Origin of the sequence: Enterobacter sp. AC1, from assembly GCF_050434705.1 — a bacterium.
Taxonomy (GTDB): Bacteria; Pseudomonadota; Gammaproteobacteria; order Enterobacterales; family Enterobacteriaceae; genus Enterobacter; species Enterobacter cloacae_L.
Genome location: NZ_JBNDIZ010000001.1, coordinates 246,940 through 265,096 on the forward strand (window position 1 = coordinate 246,940; position 18,157 = coordinate 265,096).

At 54.5% G+C, this 18,157-nt stretch carries 21 protein-coding genes and 1 other annotated feature; of the genes, 8 read left to right on the forward strand and 13 right to left on the reverse strand.

Annotated features, from left to right (window positions below; all coding sequences use genetic code 11):
• Nucleotides 1-64 precede the first annotated feature (64 nt).
• Together M2433_RS01175 and M2433_RS01180 are read left to right on the forward strand one after the other, a co-directional pair.
• On the forward strand, nucleotides 65-952 hold the full coding sequence (locus M2433_RS01175; protein ID WP_429052309.1) for a hypothetical protein: 888 nt from the start codon (nucleotides 65-67) through the stop codon (nucleotides 950-952).
• A 304-nt stretch (nucleotides 953-1,256) separates the two neighbouring features.
• Entirely contained in the window at nucleotides 1,257-2,210 is a 954-nt protein-coding gene (locus M2433_RS01180) for a bifunctional helix-turn-helix transcriptional regulator/GNAT family N-acetyltransferase (protein WP_429052310.1), read from the forward strand.
• A 41-nt stretch (nucleotides 2,211-2,251) separates the two neighbouring features.
• On the opposite strand, the gene M2433_RS01185 is transcribed toward M2433_RS01180, so the two are convergent.
• Nucleotides 2,252-2,548 (reverse strand): YciI family protein, encoded by a 297-nt coding sequence (locus M2433_RS01185; protein ID WP_047348250.1) that lies wholly within the window; start codon nucleotides 2,546-2,548, stop codon nucleotides 2,252-2,254.
• Nucleotides 2,549-2,768: 220 nt separating this feature from the next.
• Between M2433_RS01185 and tonB the strand changes: the two genes are divergently transcribed.
• The gene (gene tonB / locus M2433_RS01190; protein ID WP_429053093.1) at nucleotides 2,769-3,491 is read left to right on the forward strand and encodes a TonB system transport protein TonB; all 723 of its coding nucleotides are present in this window, start codon (nucleotides 2,769-2,771) and stop codon (nucleotides 3,489-3,491) included.
• A 39-nt stretch (nucleotides 3,492-3,530) separates the two neighbouring features.
• Here the strand turns inward: tonB and yciA are convergent, their stop codons facing one another.
• The 4 genes from yciA to M2433_RS01210 all read right to left on the reverse strand — a co-directional run bounded on the left by yciA (nucleotide 3,531) and on the right by M2433_RS01210 (nucleotide 5,801).
• Nucleotides 3,531-3,926: an acyl-CoA thioester hydrolase YciA gene (yciA, locus tag M2433_RS01195; protein ID WP_008502796.1), complete on the reverse strand. Its 396-nt coding sequence runs from the start codon at nucleotides 3,924-3,926 to the stop codon at nucleotides 3,531-3,533.
• A gap of 104 nt (nucleotides 3,927-4,030) precedes the next feature.
• Complete coding sequence (locus tag M2433_RS01200) at nucleotides 4,031-4,570, reverse strand: septation protein A (RefSeq protein WP_023312088.1); 540 nt, start codon at nucleotides 4,568-4,570, stop codon at nucleotides 4,031-4,033.
• A gap of 57 nt (nucleotides 4,571-4,627) precedes the next feature.
• Nucleotides 4,628-5,371 (reverse strand): YciC family protein, encoded by a 744-nt coding sequence (locus M2433_RS01205; RefSeq protein ID WP_429052312.1) that lies wholly within the window; start codon nucleotides 5,369-5,371, stop codon nucleotides 4,628-4,630.
• A 25-nt stretch (nucleotides 5,372-5,396) separates the two neighbouring features.
• Nucleotides 5,397-5,801 carry a YkgJ family cysteine cluster protein gene (locus M2433_RS01210; RefSeq protein WP_063429628.1) on the reverse strand — a complete coding sequence of 135 codons (405 nt, stop codon included), beginning with the start codon at nucleotides 5,799-5,801 and terminating at the stop codon, nucleotides 5,397-5,399.
• Nucleotides 5,802-6,083: 282 nt separating this feature from the next.
• On the opposite strand from M2433_RS01210, the gene ompW reads away from it, so the two are divergent.
• Both ompW and M2433_RS01220 read left to right on the forward strand, forming a co-directional pair.
• The gene (ompW, locus tag M2433_RS01215; protein ID WP_059309855.1) at nucleotides 6,084-6,716 is read left to right on the forward strand and encodes an outer membrane protein OmpW; all 633 of its coding nucleotides are present in this window, start codon (nucleotides 6,084-6,086) and stop codon (nucleotides 6,714-6,716) included.
• 145 nt (nucleotides 6,717-6,861) lie between these two features.
• Complete coding sequence (locus M2433_RS01220) at nucleotides 6,862-7,035, forward strand: hypothetical protein (RefSeq protein ID WP_429052314.1); 174 nt, start codon at nucleotides 6,862-6,864, stop codon at nucleotides 7,033-7,035.
• 192 nt (nucleotides 7,036-7,227) lie between these two features.
• Here M2433_RS01220 and yedF read toward each other — a convergent pair whose 3' ends face one another.
• The 8 genes from yedF to trpL form a co-directional block, all read right to left on the reverse strand.
• Complete coding sequence (gene yedF, locus M2433_RS01225) at nucleotides 7,228-7,461, reverse strand: sulfurtransferase-like selenium metabolism protein YedF (protein ID WP_006175744.1); 234 nt, start codon at nucleotides 7,459-7,461, stop codon at nucleotides 7,228-7,230.
• Nucleotides 7,458-8,669 (reverse strand): selenium metabolism membrane protein YedE/FdhT, encoded by a 1,212-nt coding sequence (yedE, locus tag M2433_RS01230; protein ID WP_429052315.1) that lies wholly within the window; start codon nucleotides 8,667-8,669, stop codon nucleotides 7,458-7,460. Before yedE ends, yedF begins: the two co-directional genes overlap by 4 nt.
• Nucleotides 8,670-8,848: 179 nt before the next feature.
• Nucleotides 8,849-9,658, reverse strand: coding sequence for a tryptophan synthase subunit alpha (gene trpA, locus M2433_RS01235; RefSeq protein ID WP_429052316.1), 810 nt, complete (start codon nucleotides 9,656-9,658; stop codon nucleotides 8,849-8,851).
• Nucleotides 9,658-10,851, reverse strand: a complete 1,194-nt coding sequence (gene trpB, locus M2433_RS01240; protein ID WP_429052318.1) for a tryptophan synthase subunit beta — start codon at nucleotides 10,849-10,851, stop codon at nucleotides 9,658-9,660. The genes trpA and trpB overlap by 1 nt, the downstream gene beginning before the upstream one ends.
• A 10-nt stretch (nucleotides 10,852-10,861) precedes the next feature.
• Complete coding sequence (gene trpCF, locus M2433_RS01245; RefSeq protein WP_429052320.1) at nucleotides 10,862-12,220, reverse strand: bifunctional indole-3-glycerol-phosphate synthase TrpC/phosphoribosylanthranilate isomerase TrpF; 1,359 nt, start codon at nucleotides 12,218-12,220, stop codon at nucleotides 10,862-10,864.
• A gap of 3 nt (nucleotides 12,221-12,223) precedes the next feature.
• Nucleotides 12,224-13,819, reverse strand: a complete 1,596-nt coding sequence (gene trpD / locus M2433_RS01250) for a bifunctional anthranilate synthase glutamate amidotransferase component TrpG/anthranilate phosphoribosyltransferase TrpD (RefSeq protein ID WP_429052322.1) — start codon at nucleotides 13,817-13,819, stop codon at nucleotides 12,224-12,226.
• Nucleotides 13,819-15,381: an anthranilate synthase component 1 gene (locus M2433_RS01255; protein ID WP_429052324.1), complete on the reverse strand. Its 1,563-nt coding sequence runs from the start codon at nucleotides 15,379-15,381 to the stop codon at nucleotides 13,819-13,821. The genes trpD and M2433_RS01255 overlap by 1 nt, the downstream gene beginning before the upstream one ends.
• Nucleotides 15,382-15,404: 23 nt before the next feature.
• Nucleotides 15,405-15,499: a sequence feature (Trp leader region), on the reverse strand.
• Nucleotides 15,476-15,520: a trp operon leader peptide gene (gene trpL / locus M2433_RS01260; RefSeq protein WP_106993556.1), complete on the reverse strand. Its 45-nt coding sequence runs from the start codon at nucleotides 15,518-15,520 to the stop codon at nucleotides 15,476-15,478. It overlaps the preceding feature by 24 nt.
• Before the next feature lie 127 nt (nucleotides 15,521-15,647).
• Between trpL and rnm the strand changes: the two genes are divergently transcribed.
• From rnm to rluB, 3 genes are all read left to right on the forward strand, one after another.
• Nucleotides 15,648-16,541: an RNase RNM gene (gene rnm, locus M2433_RS01265; RefSeq protein WP_429052326.1), complete on the forward strand. Its 894-nt coding sequence runs from the start codon at nucleotides 15,648-15,650 to the stop codon at nucleotides 16,539-16,541.
• Entirely contained in the window at nucleotides 16,538-17,158 is a 621-nt protein-coding gene (locus M2433_RS01270; RefSeq protein ID WP_003856793.1) for an L-threonylcarbamoyladenylate synthase, read from the forward strand. Before rnm ends, M2433_RS01270 begins: the two co-directional genes overlap by 4 nt.
• A gap of 96 nt (nucleotides 17,159-17,254) precedes the next feature.
• Nucleotides 17,255-18,130, forward strand: coding sequence for a 23S rRNA pseudouridine(2605) synthase RluB (rluB, locus tag M2433_RS01275; RefSeq protein ID WP_008502809.1), 876 nt, complete (start codon nucleotides 17,255-17,257; stop codon nucleotides 18,128-18,130).
• Nucleotides 18,131-18,157: the final 27 nt, after the last annotated feature.

Here is an 18,157-nt window from a genome sequence, read left to right on the forward strand (position 1 = left end):
ATTTGCATGTGTGAATGGTATAATTAAGTTTTTGAAATAGATTGTATTTATTAAAGGATGGTATATGCAGCAGCAGGAATTTTATTTACATGATTTTAATGGTTTATTAGAAAAATACAATGAGGTTTGTTCATGGTTTTCTAGTATGGGGTTTAAGTATGCTTCCACAAGATATGGCATCTATCAAAAAAATCTTCAAAAAATGAACTCTTGGTCAAAAGGAGAAAAGATTTTCGATCTAGTAGAGGATGAAAATAAAATCCCTTTAATAAAATCGTTCTTGAATTCTCATATAGAAGCTAATGAAATTATAAGAGTTTATAATGATTTGTCTGTATTGAATCATCAGGAATTTCAAGACCAGATTAATAAAATAATCTCCGGGCAGGAGTATAGAGGATTGGTTGATAACGATCAGGCAAGAGATTTTTTGTTTGAATTATCGACCGCATCAAGATTTATTCGTGCTGGCTACAATGTCTCGCTCAAAGGTATATGCGACATAGTTGTTGAACTCCCTGATGGGAAATCTCTATTTGTAGAATGCAAGAGAATAAAATCGATTAAAAAACTTGCCAAGAATATTAAGATAGCTAATCAACAAATCGACAGGAGAATCAAAGATAGCGGCTCCTTGAAAAACATTGGATTAGTCGCGATAAACATAACGGATTTGCTTCCGGAAATTTATTTAATGCCTCTTGATAATATACAATCAGTAATCACTTTTCATAGGGAAGTAGCGAAAAGATTTGCATTTGATAATGCTGAAAGCTTCGGTTCTGGTAAGAAAAATAAAATTATTGGAGTTATTAGTGAAAGTTCGATTTCGAAGTTAATCACTACGGGAGGAATAGCTTACTCAAGACATACAGGTAACATTCCTTATGTTGAAAGTGATTTTTTTGAAGAGTTAGCTCCTAAGCTAAGCAATCAAGATATTGTAAAATAAAATTCTGGTGAATATTCACAAACTCACCAGAGTTAATGTGTTTTATTAATGGATCTAATATTAACGCATATCAAACATTAGTTTTTATCAGAGAATATCAGTAATATTTACCTTATGAAAAAAGCCCCGCAATCGCAGGGCTTCTCATACCGATGTGGTCAACATGTGGACATGATCTGAAACAAATCCTTTTATTTCATTATGTTGAAGCATTTAAAAAAACTCCTGAGGGAGCCTTTTTAATTCTGTTTGACAGCCGCTCACTATTTAGTTGTATAGTGCAACTAAATAGTGAGGGCATAATATGCACACCGAAAATCCCGTAGTCAGCGTTATCCGTAGTTCCTCGCGTCTGATGGTGCGAGAGTTAGGCTTTATGGCTTCCACTCTGGCCTCAACCCATTATTCACCCTCTGCCGTGCACACCCTCGTCGAAATCGCATTGCGCAAGAAAATGACGGCGGGTCAACTGGTGCAGCTGCTGGGTCTGGAAAAGTCCAGCGTCAGCCGAATGCTGGCTCGCCTGATTGCCGCGGGTGAACTGGAAGAGGTGGTCTCCACTGACGATGCCAGAGCAAAATGTCTCAGGTTGACTGCGAAAGGCCATGAGACGGTCAAAAAAATTAATACCTACAGCAACGAGCGAGTTGTCTCAGCGATAAAGTCCCTGGAGCCCGCTCAGCAGCAAACCATCTCTCAGGGATTATCCCTTTACGCCAACGCGCTGCTGGCGTGTCGTGAGACGACTGTCGATACCCGCCCCGACGAGCTTAAGATTGTGCAGGGTTATCTACCCGGCATGATTGGCCGCATTGCCGAAATGCACGGGTGCTATTACGCCCGAGGGCATAATTTTGGTCGCTTCTTTGAGGCCAAAGTGGCCGCAGGTCTGGCTGAGTTTAGTGGTCGGCTGGACAAACCCTGTAACCAGGTCTGGCTGGCGGTGATGAACGACAGGATCGTGGGGTCGGTGGCAATCGATGGCGAGGACTTAGAACAGGGCGAAGCCCACCTGCGCTGGTTTATTATCGACGACGGCTGTCGGGGCCATGGCGCGGGAAAAAAATTACTCACCGAAGCCATGCGTTTTTGCGACAGCGTTGGGTTTTCAGCCGTGCATCTCTGGACATTTAACAAGCTGACCACCGCCCGGCGGCTTTATGAATCGTTTGGTTTTACGCTGGTGAAAGAGTGGGAAGGCGACCAGTGGGGAAGCCTCATGACGGAGCAGCAGTTTACCCGGCACAGAGACGCGTAGCCGCCGCCATAAAAAAGGCTCCTTTCGGAGCCGCTTTGGTATCAGAACACTTTCTTATACGGTCGAACCGTCACCTTCGCATACACGCCCGCAGCAACGTACGGATCAGCGTCAGCCCAGGCCTGAGCGGCTTCCTGGGATTCAAACTCGGCAATGACCGTGGAGCCCGAAAAACCGGCGGCACCTGGGTCATTGCTGTCTACTGCAGGCATCGGGCCAGCGGTCAGTAACCGACCTTCATCCTGGAGCAACTGCAAACGCGCGAGGTGGGCAGGGCGAACAGACTGGCGTTTTGCGAGTGAATCAGCAACATCTTCAGAGTAAATCACGTAAAACACGGCGAAGCTCCTTAACCGGTAAAAGTGTCAGTTACGTTATGTGAAAGGGCAAACGACTGCAATGTAAAATAAAAACAATGTTAATGTCCTGATCTGAATGCGCCTTTTTTGGCCTCTTATGCGCTAAAGTTGCGCCAGAGCAAAGTGTCTTATTGAATATGATTGCTATTTGCATTTAAAATCAGTGTTCGGTTTTTTAACGTTGATGATTATGACTTCGATGACCCTTGATTTACCTCGCCGCTTTCCCTGGCCGACACTGCTTTCCGTCGTGATTCACGGTGCCGTTGTGGCGGGTTTGCTGTATACCTCGGTTCATCAGGTTATTGAAATGCCAGCGCCCGCGCAGCCGATTTCGGTGACAATGGTATCACCGGCGGATCTCGAACCGCCGCAGGTTGCACCTCCGCCGCCACAGCCGGTTGCTGAGCCGGAGCCAGAACCCGAGCCCGTTCCGGAGCCGCCGAAGGAAGCCCCGGTGGTTATCCATAAACCTGAACCGAAGCCAAAACCTAAGCCGAAGCCAAAGCCGGTGAAGAAGGTCGAGGAGCGTCCGAAACGCGAGGAGCGCCCGGTTGAACCGCGCGCGACGCAGCCGGTTGAAAATGCAGCGCCTTCACGTCCGGTGATGAACAATACGGCAACGACCGCAAAGCCGACGGTAACCGCGCCTGCGGGTCCGCGTGCCCTGAGCCGCAATCAGCCTCAGTATCCGCCTCGCGCTCAGTCCCTACGTATTGAAGGCCGCGTGCGGGTGAAGTTTGACGTCACGGCGGAAGGTCGCGTTGATAACGTGGAAATCTTGTCTGCTCAACCGTCTAATATGTTTGAGCGAGAAGTGAAAACGGCTATGCGCAGATGGCGTTATGAGCCCGGCAAGCCTGGTAATGGCCTGATAGTGAACATTGTTTTCCGCCTGAACGGCGGGGCGCAGATGGAATGAAAAAAGCCTCCTGATGGAGGCTTTTTTTTTGTCTGTCGATCAGGCCTGCGGAAGCTGACGAGGTTTACCCTCGCTGTCCACTGCGACATAAATAAACAGCGCTTCGGTGGCCTTGTAGCGCTGTCCAATCGGCTCAGATGAGACTTTCTTGACCCATACTTCAATGTTGATTGAAATAGAGGTATTGCCGCGCTTGACGCAGCGCGCGTAGCAGCAAACCACATCCCCCACCGCAACCGGGCGCAGGAAGGTCATGCCATCCACTCTCACGGTGACCACACGCCCATGTGCGATCTCTTTTGCCAGAATTGCGCCGCCCATATCCATCTGCGACATCAGCCAGCCGCCAAAAATATCGCCATTGGCATTGGTGTCAGCGGGCATTGCCAGTGTGCGTAAAACCAGTTCGCCCTGAGGGGCGTTAGTTGTTGTCATTGTTTTAACTCGTAACGGAAGACTTCAGGCGGGATGCTACTATGATTTCGAGGCGGTGAGAATAGACCAGAACGCCTGTCGTTAACGTCCTGGTCAGTCCTTAATCAGTGCTTATCGTCCTGCGGCATGTGGCGATAGATATATACGCCGCTTAACAGCGTGAAGATAAGCGTCAGCGCGGTCAGGCCGAAGACCTTAAAGTTGACCCAGATATTCTGCGGCAGCCAGAAGGCGATATAGATGTTGGCGAGGCCGCAGAGAATAAAGAAGACCGCCCAGGCGATATTCAGACGCGACCAGACTTCCTGAGGCAGGGTCAGCTCCTTGCCCAGCATGCGCTGGATCAGCGGTTTTTTCATTACCCACTGGCTGATGAGCAATGCACCGGCAAACAGCGCGTAAATCACCGTCACTTTCCACTTAATAAATTCATCGTTGTGGAAGAACAGCGTAAGACCGCCGAACACGGCAACCAGGACGAACGTTATCAGCGCCATTTTTTCGACTTTACGATAGCGAACCCAGCTGTAGATCAGTACAACAGCGGTCGCAACGATCAGCGCAGTGGTCGCGGCATAAATGTCATACAGCTTATAAAAAGCAAAAAAGACCACGAGCGGTAAAAAATCAAGAAACTGCTTCATTCTCTGTGATTCCATCTTCTGAGCGGGGCGGGAGACAGCGATGTCCCCGCCTCAGGATTACTGACGAATTAACATATACAGGCGGAACAGATAGACCAGCAGTACCGCTGAAATAAGATTGCTCAGCGTATTCGCCACCACTGCGCCAACGTTTGGCGTCAATACCGCAAAATTCGGTGCAAACAGTAACAGGAGCGTTTTGGCGAGCAGCCAGCCGATCACGGCGGGAGCCACAAGACGCATATTAGCCCATGCCAGTCTGATGCTGCTGCGCATCGCGGTAAAAATACCCATTTTGTCCTGCACAACCATGACAGGGGCAAAGGAGAGCACGATAGCCAGTAACACACCCGGCACCACGACCAGCATAATCCCCATTTGCACCAGCAGGGTGGTTAAAAAGATCAGGATAAAAAGCTTAGGCAAGACCGGCGCGCTGGCACCAATCGCCCGTAAGGCGCTGACCCGGTGACCCGCCGATACCAGCTGAATCATCAGTAAAACGCCGCCCGCCAGAACCGCATTACCAATAAGGCCTGAGAAGGTGGATGCGGCAGAGGCCCGCAGCAGAATTTGCTGCTGCTCCGGCGTCATGTTTTGCACCAGCTCAAACAACCCCACGCTTCCCGCAAGATGGTCGCCCTGGCTCAGGCTGGCAATCTGTTCTTCACTCGGTGAGAACGCATGACCCAGCATCACCGTGATAAAGGCGCAAAGCAACGCGATCAGTAAAAAGGTTATGAACTGATTGCGGAAAAAGTTTCCCGTGTCACGGTAGACAGACTTCGCCGTGATAGACATGCACTCTCCTTGAGTATTGCAGGTGTTAATTAGCCGGCAATTGTACACCGGATGCGCCTGCTGTGGCAGCATCAAGGCTTGTATGGAAAAGCATATCTTTGTAAAGCGGCGGTAATCCAACGCGCGCCCGGGCGCGATTGCAGGATTCATTGACCTGCCCATCTTCTCCCGACATGGCAAATTCCCGGCACGGGCTGGGACGATCCTCATAGATAGAACACCGGGTAGCGACCCCGGGCTCACCCTGTAGCGCCGCGCAGCGGACCTGTTTTTGGTTCGTGCCGCTCATGCAGCGCAGAAAAGGCGTTAGCGGCTCTGTGAGATGAACCGGAACGGTACCGCCGCCATCGCTGGCTTCGGCCCAGTAGAAAGAGACTCGAAAATACGCACAACAGGCTCCGCACGTCATGCACGGGTTTTTATCACTCATGGCACACCTGCAAATGAAGAACGCATCAAATCAACTTGTGAGAACGCTAAATTATCCAGCCGCCAGAGGAAGAGCAAGAGGGGGAAATGAGAAAATTCTGTAACTGTGAAATGCCAAAAATTGACATGGAAACAACTTATTGCTTTTTGATGTGCCACAAAAAATTAACCCAGATCAATGAATGTTAAATTACTGGTTTTAATGTGATCTGCGGCAGATCACTTAATACTCTTTTGTGAGTATATTCTCACCCGCGATTAAAACCACAACGATGGAGCGGATATGAAAAAATTAGCGGTGGCAGCCCTTGTATTAAGCAGTCTCTCTGGCGGCGCGTATGCGCATGAAGCAGGCGAATTCTTTATTCGTGCCGGTTCGGCTACGGTTCGCCCAACTGAAGGTTCTGATAACGTGCTGGGGATGGGCGGTTTTAACGTCAGTAATAATACCCAGCTAGGGTTAACCTTTACCTATATGGCGACGGATAACATTGGTGTTGAGCTTCTGGCCGCAACGCCTTTCCGTCATCGCGTAGGTCTTGGACCAACCGGTGATATCGCCACGGTGCATCATCTGCCGCCAACGCTGATGGCGCAGTGGTACTTTGGTGACTCAAGCAGCAAGGTGCGTCCTTATATTGGCGCAGGTGTGAACTACACCACCTTCTTTGATGAGAAGTTTAACGATACCGGGAAAGAGGCAGGTCTGACCGATCTCAGCCTGAAAGATTCGTGGGGCATGGCAGGGCAGGTCGGGCTGGATTATCTGATTAACCGCGACTGGTTAATTAACGCTTCCGTCTGGTATATGGATATTGATACCGACGTACGCTTCAAAGCGGGCGGTCAGCAGCAAAGCATCAGCACTCGCCTCGACCCGTGGGTATTTATGTTCTCTGCGGGTTACCGTTTCTGATCTCCCGTCAAACTGGCCACGCGGTGGCCAGTTTGTTTTGCATGCTTCAAAACGACGGATACACCGGTCGCTCATCAAGTTTTACGCAGTGCCTCAGGACCTTTTCCCCATCATATAAATAGCTGAAAGCGTCGCTGGAGGTGGAATGGAAAAGAATATCGCCATTCGCAAACGGGATAATTTCGGTATCTCCCGCGCGCTTGTGTCCCGCACCGGTTTCGAAATGACCGCGCCACCTTTCCTGCGTATGGTCGTAAACGTGCAGAATAATCTCGACGAGCCCTCTTTCCGGACAGTTAAGGCGCAGGAAGGTAGATGAGAAATTCAGGGAGAATGCGTGAAAGGGAATCAATAGGGTGAAAACCAGTAAAGCTCGTAAATACATCAAACCGCTAAAACCTCCTTTAAAAGGGATGTGAGATTTTACTTAAGTCGAAGGTTTGGGTTTTGCTGTGGATCAAGACGCCTTACAATTCAAAGCGATAAAGGCCCCTTATGGGGCCTTCAGCGATTATTTTTGAATCAAATAGCGAATGGTCGGGCCATCCTGCTGGATGTCCAGCACGGTGTAGCCGTGATTTTTGGCATCCAGAGGAATGTTATTTATGGACTGCGGGCAGTCGCTCACCACTTCCAGAATTTCACCTTTTTTAAGCTGCGGGAGCGCTTCAAGCGTCGCGACGGCCGGGTAAGGGCAAGGTTCACCGACCATATCCAGGCGGTAGTCAGGCACGATATCTTTCATGCAGCATTCTCCTGCGTTTCAGTTTTGACGGTGGCACGACGAAAGAACCGTTTCTCCTGCGCGACAACCAGTAAAAAAGCGACAAGCAGCAGGCCATAGGTGACCAGCAGGCCGCCGAGCGGACCGAAAGCGCTCAGCAGGTTGACCTTATCCCAGCTCGTGGCTAGCGCCGGGGAGAGATCGTCCCAGAAGTACGCCAGGATCGTCGAGCCGATAACGTTTCCGAGGCCCACCCACCAGTAATGCACCTGACCTTCAACGGCGCGGTACATCCAGCCGGTTTCACACCCGCCGGCCAGCACAATTCCGAAGCCAAACAGCAGACCGCCAATCACCGCGTTAGGGCCAGCCCACATGATTTTCGGTTCGACGCCTAGCTGAACATAGCTGAAGATACCGATGGCGCTGACCGCCATCCCGGCGATAATCGCCTTCGCCATCATCGTGCGGCCGGTGATCCACATATCGCGAAACGCTGAGGTGAAGCAGATCTGCGCGCGTTCAATGAGCAGGCCAAAACCCACACCGAACAGCATTGCCAGACCGAGTTTGGGCTGGTTCATGGCCGTACACAGCGCCCATGCCACCATAGCGAAAAAGACCAGCATACCGAGGCGGAAACGGCGACGCGCCTGAGAGGGCTTTTGCGTGAGCGGCGACGCGGCGCTCACTTTGACCATTTTGACGGGAATACGAAACAGCGGCAGAAGGGTAAATTTAGCGCCAAAGTAAGAGCCGATGGCCGTAGCGACAGCAAAGAACCACGCATGCAGCGAAAACTGAGGGATCCCGGTAAAGAAAGCGGCAAGGTTACACCCCATCGCCAGGCGCGCGCCGAATCCGGCAATGATGCCGCCGACAATCGCCTGCAAAATGCGGATCCGGCTTTTGGGCAGCCTGAGCTTGACGTTATTTGCCCACAGCGCGGCAGCAAAACAGCCGCCGAACATGCCGATGATCATCATGCCGTCGATGCGGGTTAGCGGCGTGCCGTCAAGATGAATGAGTTTAAAGTATCCCCACTCTTCGGTATGTACGCCAGCCAGTTGCAGCAGTTGCCCACCCCAGCGGGTGAACTCGCCGGTAACTGCCCAGAAGGTGCCTGTAATGCCGAAGTAGTATGTAGAGAGAATGCCCGCCGCAATGACGGCCGGGACAGGTGACCAGAACTTAACCAGGTAAGTCTGTTTGAAGTATTGCCATGACATGAATAAGCCTCTGAACTCAGAAGGTTAATACTGAAAAGAGACCAGATAATACGCTTATGGCAAGGGTTGAAAAGCCATTCACACCGAAAATATCGACAGGATCAATTTTGACCTAATCCTTTGGTGACGTTGGGCACGGAAGGAGAACCGTCTGGCTGGAATGCCAGACGGTAGAAGGGTTATGCTTTGCGCGTCGCGGCTTTCATGCCGCTGACGAACGCTTTCAGCTCGGCCAGCATCTGCTCTGGCTTGTCCACGTTCTTCTCAATGATTTTGACGATAGCAGAGCCGGAAATCGCACCTGCCGCTTTCGCCTCAATCGCCGCGGTGACCTGATCGGGAGATGAAATCCCGAAGCCCTGCAGCGGAGGTGCAGCGTGGTATTCAGCCAGCTTTTCCACCAGATGATGCAGCGGGAGCGCCGCCTTGTTCTCCGCACCGGTCACGCCAGCCCGGGAGAGCAGGTAGGTATACCCGCGTCCGTAAGAGGCAATCTGGCGCAGCAGCTCGTCATCAGCATTTGGTGGGCAGATGAAAATCGGGGCCACATTATGGCGTATCGCCGCCTGGCGGAACGGCGCGGACTCTTCAACCGGCACGTCGGCTACCAGCACCGAGTCAACGCCCACCCGCGCGCACTCGGCATAAAATTCGTCGATTCCGCGGTTAAACACCAGGTTAGCGTACATCAGCAGACCAATAGGAATGGTCGGGTGCTTCTGGCGGATCGCGGCCAGCATCTCGAAACACTGGGTTGGCGTCACGCCCGAAGCAAATGCGCGCAGCGTCGCGTTCTGAATGGTTGGGCCATCCGCCAGCGGGTCAGAGAACGGAATACCCAGCTCGAGTGCATCAGCGCCGGCTTCAATCAGGGTGTCAATAATCTTCAGCGACTGTTCCGGGCCCGGATCGCCCAGAGTGACGAAGGGAACGAACGCGCCTTCCTGGCGGGATTTCAGCTCTGCAAATACGTTATCGTAGCGTTCCATCAGATTTCCCCTCGTGCTTTCAGAATATCGTGAACGGTGAAGATATCTTTGTCACCGCGACCGGAAAGGTTCACCACCAGCAGCTGCTCTTTTTCCGGGTTTTCTTTAACCATTTTCAGCGCATGCGCCAGCGCGTGCGAAGACTCCAGCGCCGGGATGATCCCTTCGCTGCGACACAGTGTTTTGAATGCTTCCAGGGCTTCGTCATCGGTAATGGAAACATAATCCGCGCGACCGGTGCTGTTCAGGAAGGCATGCTGTGGCCCTACAGAGGGGAAATCGAGACCGGCAGAAATAGAGTAAGACTCTTCAATCTGGCCTTCATCGGTCTGCATCATTGGCGCTTTCATACCGAAGTAGATCCCCACGCGGCCATGCTTCAGCGGCGCGCCGTGTTCGCCCGTTTCAATTCCGTGGCCGGCGGGTTCAACGCCAATCAGGCCCACGCTGGTGTCGTCAATGAAATCGGCAAACATGCCGATGGCGTTAGACCCGCCGCCAACGCAGGCGATAACGGCATCCGGCAGGCGACCCTCTTTTTCGAGGATCTGCGCTTTAGTTTCTTCACCGATCATGCGCTGGAATTCGCGCACGATGGTCGGGAACGGATGCGGACCCGCAGCGGTACCCAGCATATAGTGCGCGGTCTCATAGCTGCCAGACCAGTCGCGCAGCGCTTCGTTACAGGCATCCTTCAGCGTGGCGGAGCCGCTGTGCACCGGGATCACTTCGGCGCCCATCAGACGCATGCGGAACACGTTCGGTGACTGACGCTCAACGTCTTTCGCGCCCATGTAGATGCGACACTTCAGGCCGAGCAGGGCGCTGGCGAGCGCGGAGGCGACACCGTGCTGGCCCGCGCCGGTTTCAGCGATGATTTCGGTTTTGCCCATACGCTTTGCGAGCAGCGCCTGACCCAGAACCTGGTTGGTTTTATGGGCACCGCCGTGCAGCAGATCTTCACGCTTCAGATACAGCGTGGTTTTCGTGCCTTCCGTCAGGTTACGGCATTTGGTCAGCGCCGTTGGGCGGCCCGCGTAATTTTTCAGCAGGTCGGTGAATTCAGCCTGAAACGCCGGATCTTTCTGCGCGCTGACAAAGGCTTCTTCCAGCTGGCGCAGCGCGGGCATCAGGATTTGCGGGACGTACATCCCACCAAACTCACCAAAATACGGGTTAAGTAATGTCGTCATCTTCTCTTCCTTAATATGCACGCAGAGTTTTAAACACTGAGGCCAGTTTGCTGGCATCTTTTATGCCGGGTTGGGTCTCTACGCCTGAATTGAAATCAAGGCCTGCGCAGCCGGTTTTGGCGGCTTCAACACAGTTATCCGGGCTTAATCCACCCGCCAGCAGGACGTTGTCCAGCTTTTCGCCGTTCAGCAGCGACCAGTCAAATCGCTGGCCCGTGCCGCCCTGGCCGTTATCGAGGACGTATTTGTCCACATGGTTCAGGTTTCGCGGGGGCAAGGTATCGCCGACGCTTTGTGCTTTCCAGATCTGCACCTGAGGCGCGAGAGCGGTTCGCAGGGCATCGATATACGCCTGATCTTCGCCACCGTGGAGCTGCACCGCGCTCAGAGATAACGACTCGGCTTTTGCCACGACCTCTGCGATATCCGCATTGCGGAACACGCCGACATAGCTGAGAGGGGCCGCGGCGATCACCTTACGCGCCTGCTCTTCGCTCACCGCCCGAGGGGAGGTATCCACGAAAATCAGTCCGCCGTAAATGGCACCTGCTTCATACGCGGCCTGGGCATCCTGTTCGCGGGTTAAGCCGCAGACTTTGTTTTCACCCAGCAGCACGCGTCGCACGGCAGCATTGAGATCGTCATGCTCCATCATGGCGGAGCCAATCAGGAAACCGTTAGCAAAGTGGCTCAGCTCTCGTACCTGGGCGTAACTGTTAATCCCGGACTCGCTGATTACGGTTACGCCCGGGCCCAGGCGCGGCGCCAGCTGGCGCGTGCGGTTGAGGTCAATCGACAGATCGCGCAGATCGCGGTTGTTGATCCCGACCACTTTGGCCCCGAGTTCGATGGCGCGTTCCAGCTCCTCTTCGTTGCTAACTTCGGTCAGCACGCCCATATTCAGGCTGTGCGCGACGGCAGCGAGCTGGCGATACTGTTCGTCATCAAGCACCGAAAGCATCAGCAGGCAGGCATCAGCCTGGTAGAAACGCGCCAGCCAGATCTGATACGGGTCAATAATAAAGTCTTTGCACAGGATCGGCTGCGGTGCGATGCCGCTGACGATCGGCAGAAAATCGAAGCTGCCCTGAAAATATTTTTCATCCGTCAGCACCGAGATGGCTGACGCATGATGCTTATAAATGCCGGCAATACGCGCCGGATCGAAATCGTCACGAATAACGCCTTTAGACGGGGACGCTTTTTTGCACTCAAGAATAAACGCGGTGCGCGCACCCTGCAGGGCGTCATAGAAACGACGGCTGCTCGGGGCGACGTCGTTCTGGAAACTGGCAAGCGGCTGCTGTTGCTTGCGGGCTTCCACCCAGATGGCCTTGTCGGCAACGATTTTCGCTAAAACGGTCTGCATTCTTTACCCTCTTGCCGCAAGTGCGGTAACGCGATCGTAAGCTGCACCGGAGCGCAGTACATCCAGAACTTTTTGAACGTTGGCCTTCAGGTCTTCCTCACCGTGCAAACGCATCAGCATGGCGACGTTGGCAGCAACGGCGGCCTCATGGGCGACCTCACCCTTACCTTGTAATAAGCGCGTCAGAATGTCACGGTTTTCTTCCGGCGTACCGCCTGCCAGCGCTTCCTGATGGTACGGCGCAAGGCCGAAGTCGGCAGCGTCCAGCTGGTAGCTCATAATTTCACCGTCGCGCAGTTCGGCCACCAGCGTCGGGGCATGCAGCGATACTTCATCCATTCCGCCGCTGTGCACCACGGCGGCACGCTGGTAGCCCAGGACGCGCAGCGTTTCTGCAATCGGCAGGACCAGCTCCGGGCTATAGACGCCAATCAGCGCCAGCGGCGGGTGAGCTGGGTTGATCAGCGGCCCCAGGACGTTAAACAGCGTGCGGGTTTTAAGCTGCTGACGAACCGGCATCGCGTGGCGGAAACCGGTGTGATACTTCGGCGCAAACAGGAAGCAGACGCCCAGGTCATCCAGCGCTTCGCGGGAGCGCTCGGCGTTCATATCGAGATTAATACCGAATGCGGCGAGCAAATCAGACGAGCCTGACCGGCTGGAAACGCTGCGGTTACCGTGTTTCGCCACCTTCAAACCACACGCTGCCGCCACGAAGGCGCTGGCGGTGGAGATATTGATGCTGTTACTGCCGTCACCGCCGGTGCCGACAATATCGGCAAACTGATAGTCCGGGCGCGGGAACGGCGCGGCATTTTCCAGCAGGGCCGTGGCGGCGCCGGCGATCTCCTGCGGGCTTTCGCCGCGCACTTTCATGCTCACCAGCGCGGCCGCCAGCTGCTCAGGCTTCAGCTCGCCGCGAACCACCGCGGAGAAGAGCTGGTGGCTCTCCTGCTGGCTCAGGGTCTGCGCCTGGTACAGTTTTTCCAGAATCGGCTGCAGGGTGTTGGTCTGCTCCAGCTTCTGTAACGCCCAGTCCAGGGTCTGTTCCAGCAGACGGGCACCGTGGGAGGTCAGGATCGATTCCGGGTGGAACTGCATGCCGCAGACGCGGTCAGCATCGTGACGCACCGCCATCACCATCCCTTCAAACGAGGCGTTAATGGTCAGCCCGGCGGGAATGTTGCTTCCGACCAGCGAGTGGTAGCGCGCAACCGGGAGCGGATTCGGCAGCCCGGCAAACATCGCCTGGCCGTCATGTTCGATGCTGGACGCTTTACCGTGCAGGATCTCACCCGCCTGGCCGACGTAGCCGCCGTAGGCTTCAACGATGGCCTGATGGCCCAGGCAGATGCCGATAATCGGCAGCTTGCCGCGCATGCGGGTCAGCAGCTCGGGCATACAGCCCGCTTCGCTCGGTGCGCCAGGCCCCGGGGAGAGCATCAGCACCGGGTTTTGCATGGTTGCCAGACGGTCAATCAGGGTCTGCGCCGGTACATGGTTGCGATAGATAACGACGTTATGACCATTCGCACGCAGCTGATCTGCCAGGTTATAGGTAAAGGAGTCGATATTATCGAGCAGCAGAATATCAGCCATCAGAAAATCTCCTGTGCATGGTGTGCGGTAGCAATGGCGCGAAGGACCGCACGCGCTTTGCTGCGCGTTTCGTCAGCTTCAGACTGCGGAACAGAATCAAGAACAATACCGGCACCCGCCTGTACGGTGGCAATGCCGTCTTCGACATAGGCGGAGCGGATCACGATGCAGGTATCGAGGTCACCGTGGGCCGTGAAGTAGCCCACCGCGCCGCCATAGCTTCCACGACGGCGTCCTTCGGCCGCGGCAATCAGCTGCATGGCGCGCACTTTCGGCGCACCGCTCAGGGTGCCCATGTTCATGCAGGCGCGATAGGCGTGAAGCGCGTCGAGATCGTGGCGCAGCTCGCCGACCACGCGGGAGACCAGGTGCATCACGAACGAATAACGATCGACTTTGGTCAGGTCCGCCACGTAGCGGCTGCCCGGGGTGCAAATGCGGGCCAGATCGTTACGCGCCAGGTCAACCAGCATCAGGTGCTCGGAGAGCTCTTTGTGGTCGGTACGCATCTCCAGCTCAATGCGGCTGTCGAGATCGCGATCCAGCGATCCATCGGCGCGGCGTCCGCGTGGACGGGTTCCGGCAATCGGGTAGATCTCAATCTGGCGGCTGGTGGCGTCATATTTCAGCGAGCTTTCCGGCGACGCGCCAAACAGCGTGAATTCGTTGTCCTGCATAAAGAACATGTACGGGCTTGGGTTGCTCTTTTTCAGCACGTCGTAGGCTGCGAGCGGCGACGGGCAGGGCAGTGAGAAGCGGCGTGAAGGCACCACCTGGAAAATTTCCCCGGCGCGAATCGCCTTTTGCATCTGGCGAACCACGGCGCCGTACCGATCGTCAGTCTGATTAACGTCGCATGTCATTTTTTCCACGCGCTGCACTGGCAGTGCAGGTGGCGCTTCGCGCATCTGCTGTTCCAGTTGTGCGATACGGTGTTCGAGACGGTCTTTCTCCGCGCTGGACGGCGTGAACAGGCTAGCCTGGATGCGGGTGTACTTTTTCTGATGGTCGATCACCAGCAGGGTTTCAGCCAGATAGAAGCAGTAATCCGGGCAGCGGTTACCCTGTTCCGTTTCCGGCAAATCTTCGAAACCGGCAACCAGGTCGTAAGCAAACAACCCGCCAAAGAACATCGCTTCGCGTTCCTCTGCCGGCACGGTGACCAGGTTCTGCAGCAGGCGGAAAGCATCAAAAACGGAAAGAGAGCACAGCCGCGCGTCTTCGTCCAGCAGCTGGCTGACCGCCGGGAAATGCAGAATGCGCATTTCCGGGTGGCGTTCATTTTCAATACCTGAAGGCAGAGCGGCATCCAGCAGCGGCAGCAGCGATGCGCCATTTTCTGACAGCGCCTTGATCGTGACAGTGTCACCTAACGCGGTAATGCGCAGCGCGCTATCAACCAGCAGCAGACTTTTGAGATCGTCCTTGCTGTCGATATCCGCAGATTCAAGCAGCAAGGTCGCCGGACGGGCTCCGCACACCTGATGAAACAGGGCAGTAGGGTTGTGACGATAGGCCGCCTCGCAGGTCAGCAATTCGAGGTGTGGTTTGGCTGTTTGCATTATGTTGTTCTCATTTTCTGTTCAAAAAAAAGCCCGCTTGGTAGCGGGCTGGGTATCTGTTTGCATTTCGCAGACGCGTGACACTGCCCGAAGATCAGGAAGTACGCCACCAACCGTGCAGAGTGAAATGTGCTGTCATTTTCAGATACCTTTCTCGTGTGAACTTGCGTACTAGTTAACTAGTTCGATGGCTGGTTGTCAACCCTTGATTTCAGAATTTCGCGTTAAGTCGGTATCATGGTGGTTTCGGATGTCTCCAACCTGTTATGGAAAGTGCTTTGAGCGATACCACCTACGCCATTATTTATGATTTACACAGCCATACTCAGGCTTCTGATGGCCTGCTGACACCCGAAGATCTGGTTCGTCGCGCCGTTGAAATGCGCGTTGGCACGCTGGCGATAACCGATCACGATACGACTGATGCTATTCCGGCGGCGCGCGCCGAGATTGCCCGCAGCGGATTGACGCTAAATCTGGTGCCCGGCGTCGAGATATCCACGCTCTGGGAGAACCACGAAATTCATATTGTTGGCCTGAACATCGATATAGAACATCCGGCACTTCGTGCGTTATTGCAAGAACAAAAAACGCGCCGCAACCAGCGCGCAGAGATGATCGGCGAGCGTCTGGAAAAGGCGCATATTCCGGGCGCGCTGGAAGGCGCACAGAAGATGGCGAACGGCGGGGCGGTCACTCGCGGCCATTTCGCCCGTTTTCTGGTCGAGACAGGCAAAGCAACGACCATGGCGGATGTCTTTAAAAAGTATCTGGCACGGGGGAAAACCGGATACGTTCCGCCACAGTGGTGTACAATAAAACAAGCTATTGATGTGATTCATCATTCTGGCGGTAAGGCCGTGCTGGCCCATCCGGGACGGTATAATCTTTCTGCTAAATGGCTGAAAAGACTGCTGGCACACTTTGCCGAATGCGGCGGTGAGGCGATGGAAGTCGCCCAGTGTCAGCAGGCGCCCAACGAGCGCGCGCAGCTCGCGACCTATGCCCGCCAGTTCGGCCTGCTTGGGTCACAAGGGTCTGATTTTCATCAGCCCTGCGCCTGGATCGAACTGGGGCGCAAGCTCTGGTTGCCCGCTGGCGTTGAGCCTGTCTGGCAGCTCTGGGAACAGCCGCAGCAAATTGAAGAGAGGGAAGTATGAGTCAGTTTTTCTATATCCATCCGGATAACCCGCAGCCGCGCCTGATTAACCAGGCCGTGGAGATCGTCCGCAAAGGCGGCGTGATCGTCTACCCGACCGATTCAGGCTACGCGCTGGGCTGCAAAATTGAAGATAAAGGGGCAATGGAGCGCATTTGCCGTATTCGCCAGCTGCCGGACGGCCATAACTTTACCCTGATGTGCCGCGATCTTTCAGAGCTGTCGACCTATGCCTATGTCGATAACGTGGCGTTTCGCCTGATTAAGAACAACACGCCGGGTAATTACACCTTCATCCTGAAAGGGACAAAGGAAGTGCCGCGTCGTCTGTTGCAGGAAAAACGTAAAACCATCGGTATGCGCGTGCCGTCGAACCCGATTGCGCAGGCGCTGCTGGAAACCCTCGGTGAACCGATGCTCTCTACCTCGCTGATGCTGCCGGGAAGTGAGTTTACCGAGTCCGATCCGGAAGAGATCAAAGATCGCCTGGAGAAGGTGGTCGAGCTGATTATTCACGGCGGCTATCTTGGCCAGCAGCCGACCACCGTCGTCGACTTAACCGAAGATGCCCCGGAAGTGATTCGTGAAGGCGTGGGCGACGTAAAGCCTTTCTTGTAAAGGTATAAGCAGATATACTACGCGGCCATCAAAGCAGGGCGCGGCCCTGTTTTGACCTGATTCGACGCCTGTGAAGGCGACACCTGAGGAAGCTCAATGAGCGAGAAGTTACAGAAAGTGCTGGCGCGCGCCGGCCACGGTTCACGCCGTGAAATCGAAGCCATTATTGAAGCGGGCCGCGTGAGTGTGGACGGTAAAATCGCCACGCTGGGCGACCGCGTAGAAATCGTACCGGGGCTTAAGATCCGCATCGACGGTCATCTTATCTCCGTGAAAGAATCCGCTGAGCAGATCTGCCGCGTGCTGGCTTACTACAAGCCGGAAGGCGAGCTGTGCACCCGCAACGACCCGGAAGGTCGCCCGACGGTGTTTGACCGTCTGCCAAAACTGCGTGGCGCTCGCTGGATTGCCGTAGGTCGTCTGGACGTGAACACCTGCGGTCTGCTGCTGTTTACCACCGACGGTGAACTGGCAAACCGTCTGATGCACCCGAGCCGTGAAGTGGAGCGTGAATACGCCGTGCGCGTATTTGGCCAGGTTGATGAAAATAAACTGCGCGATCTGTCGCGCGGCGTTCAGCTGGAAGACGGTCCCGCGGCGTTCAAAACCATCAAATTTACCGGTGGGGAAGGCATTAACCAGTGGTACAACGTGACGTTGACCGAGGGCCGTAACCGCGAGGTGCGTCGTCTTTGGGAAGCGGTGGGCGTCCAGGTTAGCCGTCTGATCCGCGTCCGCTACGGCGACATTCTGCTGCCAAAAGGTCTGCCGCGCGGTGGCTATACCGAACTGGATCTGACGCAAACCAACTACCTGCGCGAGCTGGTTGGCCTGACGCCAGAAACCACCTCTAAAGTGGCGGTTGAAAAAGATCGTCGTCGCATGAAGGCGAATCAGATTCGCCGTGCGGTGAAACGCCACAGCCAGGTGAGCAGCAACCGCCGCTCCGGCAGCCGTAACAACAATGGTTAAAAACGAAAGCCCGGTCAGTGACCGGGC